Here is a 14,334-nt window from a genome sequence, read left to right as displayed (position 1 = left end):
ACTAACGGACCAGCCTGACACGAGGTGAGTGATGAAGCGAGAGCAATGGAATTCGAGGGTGGGGTTTATCTTAGCCGCAGTGGGCTCAGCCATTGGGCTGGGCAATATTTGGCGCTTTCCCTATATGGCTTACGAAAATGGCGGCGGCGCCTTCTTTGTGCCCTATCTGTTTGCCATGCTCACCGCAGGCATCCCATTTATGATCATGGAGTTTAGCCTAGGTCATAAACTCAAAAAAACCGCCCCGCGCATCTTTAGTCAGCTGGGCACCAGCTTAGGGCTCCGCCTCGAGTGGTTGGGGTGGTTTCAAGTGTTTATTGCCGCCATCATCGCGGTCTATTATGTGGCCATTATCGGCTGGACCATCTCTTTTTTAGGCTTCTCTTTCGGCCAGAGTTGGGGGGATGATCCAAACGCCTTCTTCTTTGAGCAGTATTTACAGCTAGGTAATAACTCCCCAACAAATTTGGGGCAGTTCCAGTGGGGCATCGCTGCCGCCATGAGCTTAGCGTGGGCCATCACCACAATGGCGGTGTTCACCGGAGTTAAAGGCGGCATTGAACGGGCGAGTAAAATCATGATGCCCATGCTATTTATTATGGTGTTGGTGTTGATCACCCGAGTGCTATTGTTACCCGGCGCGCTATCGGGTCTTAACTACTTGTTTGAGCCCGATTTTAGTAGGTTATTGGATATTCAAGTCTGGTCCGCCGCTTATGGGCAGATATTTTTCACCTTAAGCGTCGGCTTTGCCATTATGCTAGCTTACTCCAGCTACCTGCCCACCAAAGCCGACATTAACAATAATGCCTTTATGACAGTGCTGATCAATTGTGGCTTCTCTATTTTGGCGGGCATATTGATTTTCGGGGTGCTCGGTTACATGGCTGAGCAGCAGATGAAGCCCTTGACCGAAGTGGTCAGCTCAGGCATCGGACTTGCCTTTGTGACCATCCCGACGGCCATCAATTTGATGCCACTGCCACAACTGCTTGGGCCGCTGTTTTTTGTGGCCTTAGTTATCGCAGGATTAAGCTCACACATCTCTATCATAGAAGCGGTTATCAGCGCGATCATCGACAAGTTTCATCTGCCACGAAAAACGGCGGCCATAATCGTGTGCGCGGTCGGTTATCTGGTGTCGATGGCCTTTGCCACCAGTGGTGGACTGCTACTGCTGGATCTGGTCGATTACTTTATTAATAACATCGCCCTGTTAATGAGCTGCCTAGTAGAACTGCTGATTATCACTTGGATGTTAAAGGTCAATTTAGTCAGGCGCCACGCTAATCATTGCTCTGAGTTCCATGTCGGGCGCTGGTTAGAGATCTGTTTACAGATAATAAGCCCCGCCATTTTAGCCACTATATTAGCTAAGAACCTCTATAACACCCTGACTAATGGCTACGGTGATTACCCTATTGCCGACCAACTCCTGTTGGGCTGGGGACTGGTGGCGGCCATGTTGCTATTTGCGCTATTGATCGATTTTGCCAGTAAGCGCTCACGTCATCATGGACTGTGGCACCAGAGCCCCCCAACATCATCGACTAAAGGAGATAACCGCCATGAGTAACAGTGCCTTAATTATGATGTGTCTTGCATTAACGCTCACTTGGGGAGGCGCGGCGCTCTGCATTGCGATTGCCTATAAACGCCGCCAGGGTAAACGATAAGTTACAGATATGGGTTAACGCATTTGCCCTATCTGTTGCAGCGTATATGCCGTCAGGGGATCAATCTCTTTTACCAGCTCTTGGATTTTAGTGATCGCCTCTAATGAGCTGCTATCCTTGCGATAAGAAAGATAAATAGGCCGATGCCAAGGCTCGACGTCCGCAACACGATACAGCTGCTTTGATGCCAAAAAAGGCTCAACAATCGATAACGGCAGATAAGCCGCGCCCGCTTTATCGAGAATAAAGTCAAGCGCGATGCGCCCAGTCGAGGTGCGTAAATACGGCGGCACCGCACAATGATGACGCTCGGCGTGCTCTGAGGCAAAACGTGTGCCCCAATCCACATACACATATTTATCCGCTAATGCCTGCTCTTTAGTGCACGGCGATGTCGACACTAGCACCAGCACTAAATCGGCTACCTGTTTACAGACTAATTCGTCTGACTTTAGTGGGTCAAAGGCAAACGCCATATCTAAGGTGCGCTCAATGAGGTTGCGATTAAGCTGCTCACGGCTGAGCGCCTGTGCCATAAAGCCATAGCCACCAAAGGCATCTGTCACCTTGCTTAAACAGTGCTGCAAATAGGCATCCCAAATGTTAGGCGTCCCCGCCATGGTCAGTTGCAGCGCTTTATTGTTGGTTAAGGCTAACTCATTTTTGGCTTGCTCTAAGGTATTGACCATCACATGGGCATAACCGACTAAACGCTCGCCTGCCGAGGTCAATTTAATGCTGTTGCGGTCTCGAATAAAAAGTGCTGAATCAAAAAAAGACTCTAGCTGCTTAATTCGAGCACTAACAGCAGCTTGGGTAATATATAAGTTCTCAGCGGCGCGGCCAAAATGGCGGGTTTGCGCAACTTCTAAAAACGTTTTAAATACTTTGACGTCCATTTTGGTCTCTCTATCGATTTGACCGAGAGAATAACAACTAATCCTGATGGTGACGACAAAAATGTTTTGTTTCTCTTTTGCCCCCAAAAAACATAATTTCGCGATCGAATATCCCTGTAGTTAAAGCGTTTAAATCACAGTTAGAGGTTGCCATGTCAGAAGAGTCATTCCGTTTTGGTCAAAAGCGTTTTTTTGATGACAAAAACTTTCCAAGAGGGTTCAGCAAGTCAGGAGAATTTACCTTATCCGAAGCGGAATTGTTAAGCCTATACGGCGACACAATGCAAGCCTTCGAGGCCGGGCAATTAGACCCTGAGACTGCAGAGGAAAAACATTTTATTAAGGTGCTAAAACACCCTAATAAAGCCAATACTAAGCTCGAACATGTGTGGATGAAATACCTAAAACTCACACGAGAGCCAAAGAAATTTCACACGCTCAACAGCACTGTTAATCAGCGTGTTGAACAATACACTTATGTAGAATCACACCCGGAAGATGAGGTTGCTTAACTAAGATGCACATTTGCTTTTTGATGTACCCGTGGGAACGTATCGATGCTGAATCCGATACTACCCTAAGACTAGTTCATGAGTGCGCTCAGCGTGGTCACACCGTTGCCATAACCACCACCAGTGGTTTAACCATTCGAGACAGTAGCGTCTACGGGTTCTGCCAAATCATCAAAAAGGGCATGAAAATTCCGGATAATATTCCGCGCTTTTATCGCTCAGTTGAGTTTCATAAGGCGCGTCTGCCAATGGCTGGGTTTGACTGCATTTTTATGCGCGCTAACCCACCACTGGACAACTTAGCGTTAAACTTTCTCGACTCGGTAAAAGGTGACACCCTGATCATTAACGATCTTGAAGGGTTAAGGGTTGCCAATAACAAACTGTACACCGCCAGCATGAGTGGTGCGGCGAGTCGCTATATTCCTACCACCCACGTATCCAAAAACCGTGACTACTTGCAACGCGTACTCGAAGAGAGTGACAGCGACAAGATGATCCTTAAACCCTTAAACGGTTTTGGCGGTCACGGAGTTATTGTCATTGAAAAAAGCGCACGGCAGAACTTTAGCTCGCTACTCGACTTTTATATTGGCACGGATGATCAGAGTAACTACGTGATCTTACAAGATTACATCGAAGGCGCCGAGGAAGGCGATAAACGCATCTTAATGCTCAATGGCGAACCGATTGGTGCCATGAGACGCGTCCCCGCCAGCGGTGAATTTCGCTCTAACGTGCACGCCGGGGGTACCGTCGTCAAACACACCATCACCCGCGAAGAGCGCGAATTGTGCGCCGCGATTGGCCCTAAACTGGTGCGCGATGGTCTCTACTTTACCGGCCTAGACGTGATAGGTAATAAATTGGTCGAGGTAAACGTGTTAAGCCCAGGTGGCATAACCCGTATTAACAAGCTTAACCGCGTTAAACTGCAAAAGCAGGTGATCGATTTTGCCGAAAACATCATCAATTCAAAAGACTTATTGATGCAACGTAAGAGTGCATATCGACGTGCGGTAGAAGATGCAAACCTATAGTTTAGAGCAAATGTTAGGCCTGATTAAACGCGGCGAAGCGTTCTCGGGGCAACTCGAATCGTCAGGTTGTTTTATTAAAATTGAAGAATACCTGCCTGTAGTATGTACTGCTATCCATGCGGGCCATACTCTGCGTCATGAGCTGATCAAACTCGGTCAGCTTAGCGCTGAGGAACGCTATTTTGAGGAAGATCCATACACAGACGAGGTGATTGCATCACAACCCATCACATTAGTGGGTACTGACTCACGTTTTGAGTACGATCTGAATCGACCCAAAAGTTTAAGCACCTATTACAAATCAGCCTGGTTAAAACAGGTATGGCGTAAACCGCTTAGTGCCAAACAGCGCGCGATCAGCCAAGCCAAACACAATGATTTTTATCTTCTCTATGAAGCGCTAATCTCCAAACTAGAGTCCTTGTTTGGCATGGTGATTGTGTTTGACCTGCATTCGTACAATTACAAACGCATCGACAAATCCGTGCCAGTATTCAATATCGGCACCGCGCAAATCGACATGGAGCGTTGGGCACCTGTGGTGAAAAAGTTCGAGAGTGAACTCAATCAGATCACCCTACCCAATATTGAAGTTGACGCTAAAATTAATGCGATTTTTGAGGGTAGAGGCTACCTTATTGCCCATACCAATGCGCACTTTGACCGCACCTTAGTGTTACCCACTGAGATCAAAAAAGTGTTTATGGATGAACTTACTGGCGAAGTTTATCCTATCGTGCTCGATGACTTAAAGTTAGGGCTTAAAAACGCCTTCAGTGCCACCAGTGCCTATTTTCAGCGCAAGTTAAATCGACGCAGTAAAACCCGTAGCGCCGACATGCTCAGCAGTGCCATAGAGCCAGCAGTACTGGACATCGATGCTACCCTGTTTCGCTTAGCGCAAAAGGTCGACACCTTAAAGTATGTCAATCCGACCAACTTGGTTGCTGAGCGCAAACGCTTTTTTAGCGCGCCAAGCCGTTATAAGCCCAACTTTCGCTACCGTCAGTTGCCTATCGATGCCAACGAGTTTAAATATAAGTTGTATCGATTACCGATAGACAATATCTCGGATCCTGCGCTCAAACAGATGTACAGCGATATCGTCAATAAGCTCGGCGAACAGGTCGACTTACTGACCAGTGTTGGCCAAGAAGGCTTTGTTTATAACTCGCTACGCTATCATGGCCGCCCCGATACGCATGCAATTAACAATGCGAAGTTCTTGTTATATGCCAAAGAGATTGCTGAGGTTGCTGGTGAGCAATATGATGCCAAAACCGCCACCGAACTCATGAAGCGACAAGCTGAGCAATGGGACATGCAGTGCAAGGTAAGCCTTAGCTCATCGATTGTGGCGCGGGCCATGGTGAGCTCGATGCCACCACAGCTGACCGTTAACAGCCATGCGACATTTTCCCATGCAGAGGTACAGCGGCTGATCCAGCATGAACTGGGGGTCCACATGGCAACCACCTTAAATGCCAAACAACAGCCCTTAAAGGTGTTACGCCTTGGATTACCAGGCGCCACCTATACCCAGGAAGGTTTGGCTATCTTGGCCGAACTAAAGGCTGGCTTTATGGCACACTCACGCCTCAATACCCTCGCCTGTCGCGTATTGGCGGTTGAATCTATGCTCAAAGAGCAAGATTTTTATCTCACCCATAATTACCTAGTAGATGAGGTGGGTATGGAGCCAGGTGACGCTTTTGTGACGACGGCGCGGGTCTATCGCGGCGGCGGTTTCACCAAAGACCACCTTTACCTCAGTGGTTTTCTGCAGATGTTGCAGCTCTCTAGCAGCCGCGGCTTAACCAATCTGTTGGTGGGAAAAACCAGCGTGCAGTATCTGGATCTGCTCGATGAGCTAGTGCAGCGCAACTGGCTCATCGCCCCTAAGTTTAACGTCACCCCGACCGCAAACTTAGAGGACAACCCCAGCCTCAATTATCTGATTGAGAGCCTGCGTAGCTAATAAAAAAACGCCATGTTGATCATGGCGTTTTTCTTATCCTGTTGGCTCGCTACACAGTCACTCTTTGCTCAACGTGGTAGTTCTAATCTCAAGTGAGTGAAGTGTCTAGAACTAAAAGTAGGTATAGCTGGCTCCTAAGCCCAGTGGCAACCCAAGCGACCAATACAGCAATAACCAGGCACTCCAAATCGACATCAATGCCACACTAAAAGGCAACATCATGGCGATTAAGGTGCCGATGCCTATGCCTTGCACATATCGCTGACAATAGACCACCACCAAGGGAAAATAGGGCATCAAAGGGGTGATGATATTTGAGCTCGAGTCACCGACACGATAGGCAGCCTGCGACAGATCTGGACTAATATTAAGCTGCATTAACATGGGCACCAATACCGGCCCAATCAGTGCCCATTTGGCTGACGATGAGCCGACAAATAAGTTAACAAAGCCCACCAGTAGTATCATGCCGACGATGGTGACTTCAGCTGACAAGTTGAGTGCCTTGAGTGCACCAGCCCCCTCTACCGCGATTAATGCCCCCAAATTAGAGGCTGAAAACGCCGCAACAAACTGGGCGCAGAAAAAAGCCATCACAATATAGTGCGACATGCCACTCATCGATTTAGACATCGCCTGCACCACATCGGCAGACTGAGTAAAGGTCTTAGTGAGATAGCCATACACTAGCCCAGGCAACAGGAAGAAGATAAAAATCAATGGCACGATCGACTTCATCAAAGGGGCGCTAAAACTGGTGAGTGAGCCGTTAGCGTCGCGCAAGGTCGAGGTTTCAGGCAGGGTTAACGAGAAAAAGCCAATAATCGCCACCAGCATCGTTAGGCTGGCGATACGAAACGCCTTAAGCTCGCTCGGCGTTGTCAGCTCCATCTCAGGAATATCTACCGCGTCGCGATTGACCTTGTGGGTTCGATTAAGACGCGGCTCCAACACTTTGTCGGTGAGATACCAAATAATCAAGGTGATTGGAATGCACGATGAAGCGGCAAAAAACCAGTTATTCAACGGATTAATTTGAATATCGCCATCGACAATCTGCGCGGCCGATTGGGTAAAACTTTGCAGTAATGGGTCGATACCCGAGGGAATAAAGTTGGCACAAAAGCCGCCAGACACACCAGCAAAAGCTGCCGCGATCCCCGCCAGCGGATGGCGGCCTACGGTAAAAAAGATCACCCCTGCCAGCGGGATCACCACCACATAGCCCGCATCGGTCGCGGTATGGGAGATAATCCCCACCACAACCACAGCAGGGGTTAACAATTTAGCCGGCGTTATCTTAAGCATCTGCTTTAACGCGGTATTGATATAGCCAGAATGCTCCGCCACTCCCACACCCAACATCGCCACTAACACCACACCTAAAGGCGCAAAGGCGGTAAACGTCGATACCATGGAGGTTAGAAAGTGCGTTAGCGCCTCAGCACTCAAGAGGTTGGTGACTATGATGGGCGCATCGGTACGAGGGTCGATAGCCTCAAAACTGACCCCAGATAACAGCGCCGATAGGCCCCACACCGCAAACAGTAACATTAAGAATAACATGGCCGGATCGGGCAATTTATTGCCCACTCGTTCTATGGTATCCAGTGCCCGCCCTAATAAACCGGGTGCCTGCGTGTTTGTTGTCATCATCACTCCTTGTACTTAAGCGTACTTGTTATTATCGTCTGTCATTGCAGCGTTCATTATAGCCAGCCTAATACCGTTCGGCTTACCCCAACCATACTCACTGCCGCAATCTTTGGGCGTCACGGAGTATAACGCTGAATATTCAACACGATACCGAATCAGGCTGTAGCCAACCTTAAAAATAGGCAAAAAAAAGCCTCGCAATGGCGAGGCTTGATAAAGTGACGTTAAGTTATTATTTACTGGTATCGATAGGCTCGAATGATTTAACTAGTTCATCCACCGCCTTCATCTGCTTGAGGTAGTTTTCCAGCTGGTGCAGTGGCAGTGCACATGGGCCGTCACATTTAGCGTTATCTGGATCGGGATGCGCTTCAATAAACAGACCGGCTAAGCCTAACGCCATACCACTGCGGGCAAGCTCAGTGGCTTGAGCACGACGTCCACCGGCACTGTCGCTGCGGCCACCCGGGCGCTGCAAGGCGTGGGTCGCATCGAAGATCACTGGGTAACCCGATTGCTTCATCTCATCCATGCCCAACATGTCGACCACCAAATTATTGTAACCAAAGCTTGAGCCACGCTCGCACAGCATGATCTCATCGTTACCCGCTTCATTAAACTTAGTGATGATGTGGCGCATCTCGTGTGGCGCTAAAAATTGCGGTTTTTTAACGTTGATGATGGCACCGGTTTTGGCCATTGCTACCACCAGATCTGTCTGGCGAGCTAAAAACGCGGGCAACTGAATCACATCGACCACTTCGGCAACTGGCGCACACTGATGAGTTTCATGGACGTCGGTGATCAACGGCAAGTTAAAGGTCGATTTTATCTCTTGAAAAATCTTCAACCCCTCTTCCATACCTGGGCCACGGTAGGAGTTCACCGAAGAGCGGTTGGCTTTATCGAATGAAGCCTTAAACACATAAGGGATCCCTAATTTTTGAGTAACTTCGGCATAGGTTTCCGCGATCTGCATGGCTAAATCACGCGATTCAAGCACATTCATGCCGCCAAACAACACAAACGGCTTATCGTTTGCAATCTCAATGCTACCTAACTTTATGGTTTTATTACTCATCGTTACTTCTCTCTTAAGAAGCTAAGGCCACACCTTAGCATTGTTCAAATAGGTATCGCAGCAGGCGATTATAGCGCAACTGCCTGTAAAATTTGGCCACATAACCATGCCATATAAGTGCCTACAGCATAGCCCAACACCGCCAATAACACACCGACGGGCGCTAATGCGGGGTGGAATGCCGCCGCCACAACCGGCGCAGATGCTGCTCCGCCCACATTGGCTTGACTGCCCACCGCCATATAAAACAGCGGCGCCTTAATCAGTTTAGCCACCAGCAGCATAAAGCTGGCATGCACTAACATCCAGATAATACCGATGGCGAAATACCAAAGATTTGCCGGATCAAATAGTTTAAACACATCCATATGCAAGCCAATGGTGGCAACCAGAATATACAAAAAGGCCGACGCCACTTTAGAGGCGCCAGCGGCTTCTAAATGGCGCACTGGGCTAAATGACATCGCCAAACCGATAGTGGTGACAGTGACGATTAACCAGAAAAATTTAGACGTTAAACTGTAATCACGTGTCCACGGATAGTTGGTTTCGAAAAAAGGCCCGAGGAAATCGGCAAACATGTGCGCCAGTCCGGTAATACCAAAACCGACCGCCACTATCATCATCAAGTCACGTAAGCTTGGAATACGCGAATGTTCGGCATGGTACTTCTCAACCTTAAGTTTTAAGGTCTCGATAGCACGGGTATCGGCGCCAGTTTTGGCATCGATCTCCTTGGCTTTGGAGGCCATATAGAGCAGCACCGCCATCCAGATATTGGCTACGATCACATCCACTGTCACCATAATGGAGAAGATGTTACCGCCCGCTTCATAGATCTCTTTCATCGCCGCTTGGTTAGCGCCACCGCCAATCCAGCTACCGGCTAAGGTGGTCATGCCACGCCAGACCGCATCGGGGCCACTCACACCTAAGATCTCAGGATTAATGCTGGAGATAATAAGCAACGCAATCGGCCCGCCAATCACGATACCAACGGTGCCGGTGAGAAACATCACAATGGCTTTAGGGCCTAAGCCTAAGATCGCTTTTAAATCGACGCTTAAGATCAATAATACTAAGCAGGCTGGCAGTAAATAACGTGAAGCCACATAATAGAGCTTAGAGGTATCGCCATCGACAATATTAAATGAATTAAGCAGTGATGGCAGGAAATAACACAGTAACAACGCCGGAATGTAACGATAAAATTTCACCCAAAATGGATGAGAACTGCTATTGGTATAAAACACCAAGCCTAAAATGGCTGCTAATAATCCCAGCCCAGTGGCATCATTGGTCACTAATGCGGTACCGCTCATATTTCCCCCTAATTCACATCTATTTTTAGTTTTATTTTTAATATCAATTTGTTGTTTTATTCGGCTTATCAAAGCACGTTTTTATTTGGCCTGTGATGCAAGCCTATTGTAAATATTAATGATGGTATTGCTGATTAAATGGTGAGTCGTTTTTAGCCTGTTACTGCAGGCGGTTCAATATAAGACTGACAAGATTGCGAGCCGAGCAGCATAAAATAATTGATTGCCCTGCAAGGCGTCTATTGTCATGGCCGTCATCAAACCACATAAAAAAGCTGAAACCATAACGGCTTCAGCTTTTCTTTAATGGTATACCTCAAGATCTTCGCTTAGCTCTTTAATCTGCAGCTTAACTAATTCAGTCACAGGATCATGCGGGCTATTGTCGACAAAATGCTGTAAATCCGCGGCGGCAACACTGATACAGCCTAACTGCTGTGCAATAAAGGCTCGTTCACGATTGAGGTTGAGATCATCGCTATGCCATTGCAATAACAGGTTGCAACACTCCATCGCACTCTCAAACTGGTTCGATAAAATCGCGCCCGCTTTAAGCTCGTGGATCATGCGCGACAATAACCGCTTTAAACTTGCAGGCTTTAAGTAACGCGGTTTAAAGGCCGCCCCATTACCCAACTCGCCACGCACCAAAACATGTAACTGATGCTTGGTCAGTGACTGACCCGTTAATGGGTCAATATAACGCACCTGCTTATCGATTCGACTGCACAGCACTGTATTGCCCGGCAGTAGCAAAGGCTCAAGCACTAGGTCTAACTGTTTCGCCAGTAACATCAGTAACGTGGCCAAGGTTGTGCTATTGCCTTGGCGAGTGAGTATGCAGCTGCCTAAATCGGCAGCTTCAACACTAAAATAAGCATCTCGAGCGCAAAAACCTAAGTCGCCATAAAACCACTTAAGCAGAGCATTCAATCGATCTTCACGGTCAACCACATAGTGACTCAGCACTGAGCCTGCAAGTTCAAGCCAGGCCCAATTAGCACTCTTCTTATTGGAAAAACCTAAATGCTGAGTGATGTCAAACGCGCTCTCGGGTAACAAGAGCTCATCTTGTAGGATCATCTGTGTCATTAACTCAGTAATATCGCTTGTTTAAACATGGCGACCTTACCTGCATAGGCTACCCAAGCGATTGCACCAAGGGCTGCAAACACTTTAAACAGCTTGTTGCGATTGGCTTTTAGCGCGATAGTCGCTAAGAAAATATAAGCCAATAGTCCACCGATCTTTTCGGTCAGCCATGCATCTTGGAAAGGATATTGCTTGATGATAAAACACAGGGTTAAACCAGACAGCACCAACAAAGTGTCGATAACGTGCGGGGCTATCTTAACGAACTTCTTATCCATAATAGGCGACTGCTTTAAGTGCAGCGCAAAACGCACAATAAAAAACAGTACACTGAGGGCAATAAACGTCAGGTGAATATGCTTTATAGCGGGGTATAAACTGTCCATTTTAAATTCTTTGGTTGCTGGCAAAGGCGCTAGTGTAACTGATCTGCTCCAGCCGCACCAATAGCATCAACCGATTATTGACGATAAATTCCCCCTCATTAGCGTCGCGACCATCAACCTAAGATAATCTAGGCAGCGTGATGAATTTACATAAGATAATGTCACTGATTCATGCCCTCTCCTATTATCAACCTCCAATGGCCCAATAAAAAACCACGCTAAGGCAGCAGCTTTAGCGTGGTGTTATATCGTACCGCCAATCAATTAAAACTGACTATCAGCGGTAAGAGTATCCAGACTTATTTGGCTGTGTCTGACAGTGTCCCAGGCAGCAGCTCAAACGCCATAGAGAACTCGACCAATGCGCCCATTAGCTCATCGATGGCACGGCGGTTGCCCTCAACCTTCACCTTGCCGGCTTTGATTTTTTCATCGAAACTCTGCGCGCCCATCATCACATCATTTAACTCGCTGCGATCTATCGTTAAGGTGAGATCCGCTTGCGGTGATTGTACCCCTTCGATATTGGTCAGCGCCGAATTACTCAACTCAACCAGATACTGCTCGCCGTTATCCGGAGTGACCAAGTTAATGACAAAGTGTTTATCTGCAGTCTTGCTGGTATCAAGGCGAACTCCGAGGTAGTCAAGCCATAACCCGGTAGACATACCACGGATAAGGTCAGGCCCTGTCGATTTAGGCGAAGCGCCTGTTGGCATGCCGTTACGTAATTCGTAAGCCGCCGCTAAAAAGCTATTACGCACACTAGGGCTCTCTTTTTGATAACCAATCTGCTCATATACATTAGCCAGTAGATCCTTACCCGCTTGATTTTGAGGCTCAGCAAACACCAGTTTATTGAGGATCTCTATGGCATGAAAATATTTTCCTTGCTCAAATAATTGCTGGCCTTTGGCGATAATGTTACTGCTGCCACCCATCATCTCAACGTATAGGGGCGCTGATTCTTCTGGTGATAGTGGCATTAAAGTGGCTGGGTTAGCATCCCAGTAACCTAGATAGCGATTCAACACCGCGCGGCTATTGTGCTCCTCAGAGCCATGGTAACTGTGGGCTGACCACTGCTGCTGCAAACTCTCGGGGAGCTTATATACATTGTGAATTTGATTAATTGTTACCCCTTGATTGGCCAGGTGCAGCACCTGATTATTGAGGTGAGCATAGGTATCACGCTGACTGCGCATCACCTCTTGAATACGCTCATTGCCCCAGCGCGGCCAAGAGTGGGAAGCAAACATCACCTCAGCCTGCTGACCAAATTTATACAGCGAAATATTAATTTGCTTAGACCATTCCAATGCATCGCGTACCAATGCGCCACGTAAGGTATAGATATTATGGATAGTGCCGGTAATATTCTCGGCGGCCCAAAAGGCTTTCAAGTCTGGGAACCAAGTGTTCATCTCTGCTGGCGCTTCAGTGCCTGGAGTATTTTGAAACACCATGTTGACACCATCTATGGTCATTTCAGTAAAGGCTTTATCGATAATCACGTTAGGCGCGATTAAGCCTAAATTACCCGCCGCGGTATTTTTACCGATAGATTGATCCACATGACCATAGGGACTTCTGGGAAGTAGTACACCGTATTGAAAAAACATCCTACGCGTCATGGCATTACCTGCCATCACATTTTCTGCGACCGCATGATGCATAAAGCCTTCTGGGGCAATGACTTTCACCTTACCACTTTGAACATCTTGCTCATCGACCACACCACGGACCCCACCAAAGTGGTCGGCATGAGAGTGTGAGTAGACCACGGCCACGACCGGACGCTCACCCAATTGCTGATTAATAAAGGCCAATGCCGCCGCCGCGGTCTCTTTGGCCGTTAAAGGATCAAATACAATCCAACCCGTCTTCCCTTTAATAAAACTGATATTGGCAAGATCATAGCCTCGTACCTGATAAATGTGGTCGGGCAACACTTCATACAAGCCATAAGCCATGTTGAGCACTGCTTGACGCTGCAACGAAGGGTTAATGGTATCGAAGGTTTGACCTTCATCGAGCAACCACTCGTAACTGCCCATATCCCAAGCAACGTTACCGGCTTCGGCCATAATTTGTTTATAGTCAGGCGCCGCAATAAAGCCTTTTTGGGCTTCTTCAAAGTCACGCTTATCATCAAACGGCAGGGTTTTACGCAAGCCATTTTGTAACGCTATGGTGTATTGCGATGGCTCTTGCCCTTTAGTATCAAAGTGCTGACCCGGTTCGCTTGTGACCACACCGCCACCACCTGCGGCGTTGGCAATCATATGAGTCGACATTGACACACTGATGATGGCTGATAGTAGCGCGACATTGGCTAACTTAACATTCATAGACCTAGCTCCTTGGTTATTAATAAACAACAAGTTACCCAACTGTTTCTGTAAGTATTGACTGACGTTACACCCATAACCTACTACGATGACTAACCTATCTAGAGGTGAATAAACATACAATAATTTACCCACCCAGAATGTTAAGGTAGTGTTGCAGATGAGTTTATACAAGCAATTGTTGCCTATATGAGCAGTCACCTTACCGAAGCTCATTTACTTTGCGCAGGTGTAAGAGGTAAGAAGGCTTGGCTTAGTACCACTGCCTTAACGATTGATCTATAAGCGGTGCTATGACCCTTGCCTAATAACTAAGCTCTTAAGAATTAAACCAGTCCAAT

The 14,334-nt window shown here is 47.6% G+C and carries 12 protein-coding genes; 5 read left to right on the top strand and 7 right to left on the bottom strand.

Annotated elements, in window-relative coordinates; translation table 11 throughout:
• Positions 1 to 31: 31 nt before the first annotated feature.
• Positions 32 to 1,576, top strand: a complete 1,545-nt coding sequence (locus AC5YB1_RS06430; protein ID WP_494521164.1) for a sodium-dependent transporter — start codon at positions 32 to 34, stop codon at positions 1,574 to 1,576.
• Positions 1,569 to 1,676, top strand: a complete 108-nt coding sequence (locus AC5YB1_RS06425) for a MetS family NSS transporter small subunit (protein WP_475514581.1) — start codon at positions 1,569 to 1,571, stop codon at positions 1,674 to 1,676. The genes AC5YB1_RS06430 and AC5YB1_RS06425 overlap by 8 nt, the downstream gene beginning before the upstream one ends.
• Positions 1,677 to 1,690: 14 nt before the next feature.
• Here AC5YB1_RS06425 and AC5YB1_RS06420 read toward each other — a convergent pair whose 3' ends face one another.
• Positions 1,691 to 2,575 (bottom strand): LysR family transcriptional regulator, encoded by an 885-nt coding sequence (locus tag AC5YB1_RS06420; RefSeq protein ID WP_494521163.1) that lies wholly within the window; start codon positions 2,573 to 2,575, stop codon positions 1,691 to 1,693.
• 152 nt (positions 2,576 to 2,727) lie between these two features.
• On the opposite strand from AC5YB1_RS06420, the gene AC5YB1_RS06415 reads away from it, so the two are divergent.
• Genes AC5YB1_RS06415 through AC5YB1_RS06405 form a run of 3 tightly spaced genes read left to right on the top strand, consistent with a single transcriptional unit; the run spans position 2,728 to position 6,105 of the window.
• A complete protein-coding gene (locus AC5YB1_RS06415) occupies positions 2,728 to 3,087 on the top strand; it encodes a MaoP family protein (RefSeq protein WP_119978353.1) in 360 nt (119 codons plus the stop codon).
• A 5-nt stretch (positions 3,088 to 3,092) separates the two neighbouring features.
• Positions 3,093 to 4,127 carry a glutathione synthase gene (gene gshB, locus AC5YB1_RS06410; RefSeq protein WP_494521162.1) on the top strand — a complete coding sequence of 345 codons (1,035 nt, stop codon included), beginning with the start codon at positions 3,093 to 3,095 and terminating at the stop codon, positions 4,125 to 4,127.
• Positions 4,114 to 6,105, top strand: coding sequence for a flavohemoglobin expression-modulating QEGLA motif protein (locus tag AC5YB1_RS06405; RefSeq protein ID WP_494521161.1), 1,992 nt, complete (start codon positions 4,114 to 4,116; stop codon positions 6,103 to 6,105). Before gshB ends, AC5YB1_RS06405 begins: the two co-directional genes overlap by 14 nt.
• 111 nt (positions 6,106 to 6,216) lie before the next feature.
• Here the strand turns inward: AC5YB1_RS06405 and AC5YB1_RS06400 are convergent, their stop codons facing one another.
• The 6 genes from AC5YB1_RS06400 to AC5YB1_RS06375 form a co-directional block, all read right to left on the bottom strand.
• Positions 6,217 to 7,758: an AbgT family transporter gene (locus tag AC5YB1_RS06400; RefSeq protein WP_494521160.1), complete on the bottom strand. Its 1,542-nt coding sequence runs from the start codon at positions 7,756 to 7,758 to the stop codon at positions 6,217 to 6,219.
• Positions 7,759 to 7,993: 235 nt separating this feature from the next.
• Positions 7,994 to 8,842 (bottom strand): 3-deoxy-8-phosphooctulonate synthase, encoded by an 849-nt coding sequence (gene kdsA / locus AC5YB1_RS06395; RefSeq protein WP_475514585.1) that lies wholly within the window; start codon positions 8,840 to 8,842, stop codon positions 7,994 to 7,996.
• A gap of 68 nt (positions 8,843 to 8,910) precedes the next feature.
• The gene (locus AC5YB1_RS06390) at positions 8,911 to 10,164 is read right to left on the bottom strand and encodes a DUF819 family protein (RefSeq protein WP_494521159.1); all 1,254 of its coding nucleotides are present in this window, start codon (positions 10,162 to 10,164) and stop codon (positions 8,911 to 8,913) included.
• 303 nt (positions 10,165 to 10,467) lie between these two features.
• Positions 10,468 to 11,256, bottom strand: a complete 789-nt coding sequence (locus AC5YB1_RS06385; protein WP_494521158.1) for a transglutaminase family protein — start codon at positions 11,254 to 11,256, stop codon at positions 10,468 to 10,470.
• Positions 11,256 to 11,642: a SirB2 family protein gene (locus tag AC5YB1_RS06380; protein WP_494521157.1), complete on the bottom strand. Its 387-nt coding sequence runs from the start codon at positions 11,640 to 11,642 to the stop codon at positions 11,256 to 11,258. The genes AC5YB1_RS06385 and AC5YB1_RS06380 overlap by 1 nt, the downstream gene beginning before the upstream one ends.
• A gap of 299 nt (positions 11,643 to 11,941) precedes the next feature.
• On the bottom strand, positions 11,942 to 13,993 hold the full coding sequence (locus AC5YB1_RS06375; RefSeq protein WP_494521156.1) for an alkyl/aryl-sulfatase: 2,052 nt from the start codon (positions 13,991 to 13,993) through the stop codon (positions 11,942 to 11,944).
• Positions 13,994 to 14,334: the final 341 nt, after the last annotated feature.

This window comes from Shewanella sp. 433 (assembly GCF_059338565.1).
The sequence above is the reverse complement of the archived record's forward strand: the minus strand, read 5'-3'. Positions and strand labels throughout refer to the sequence as shown.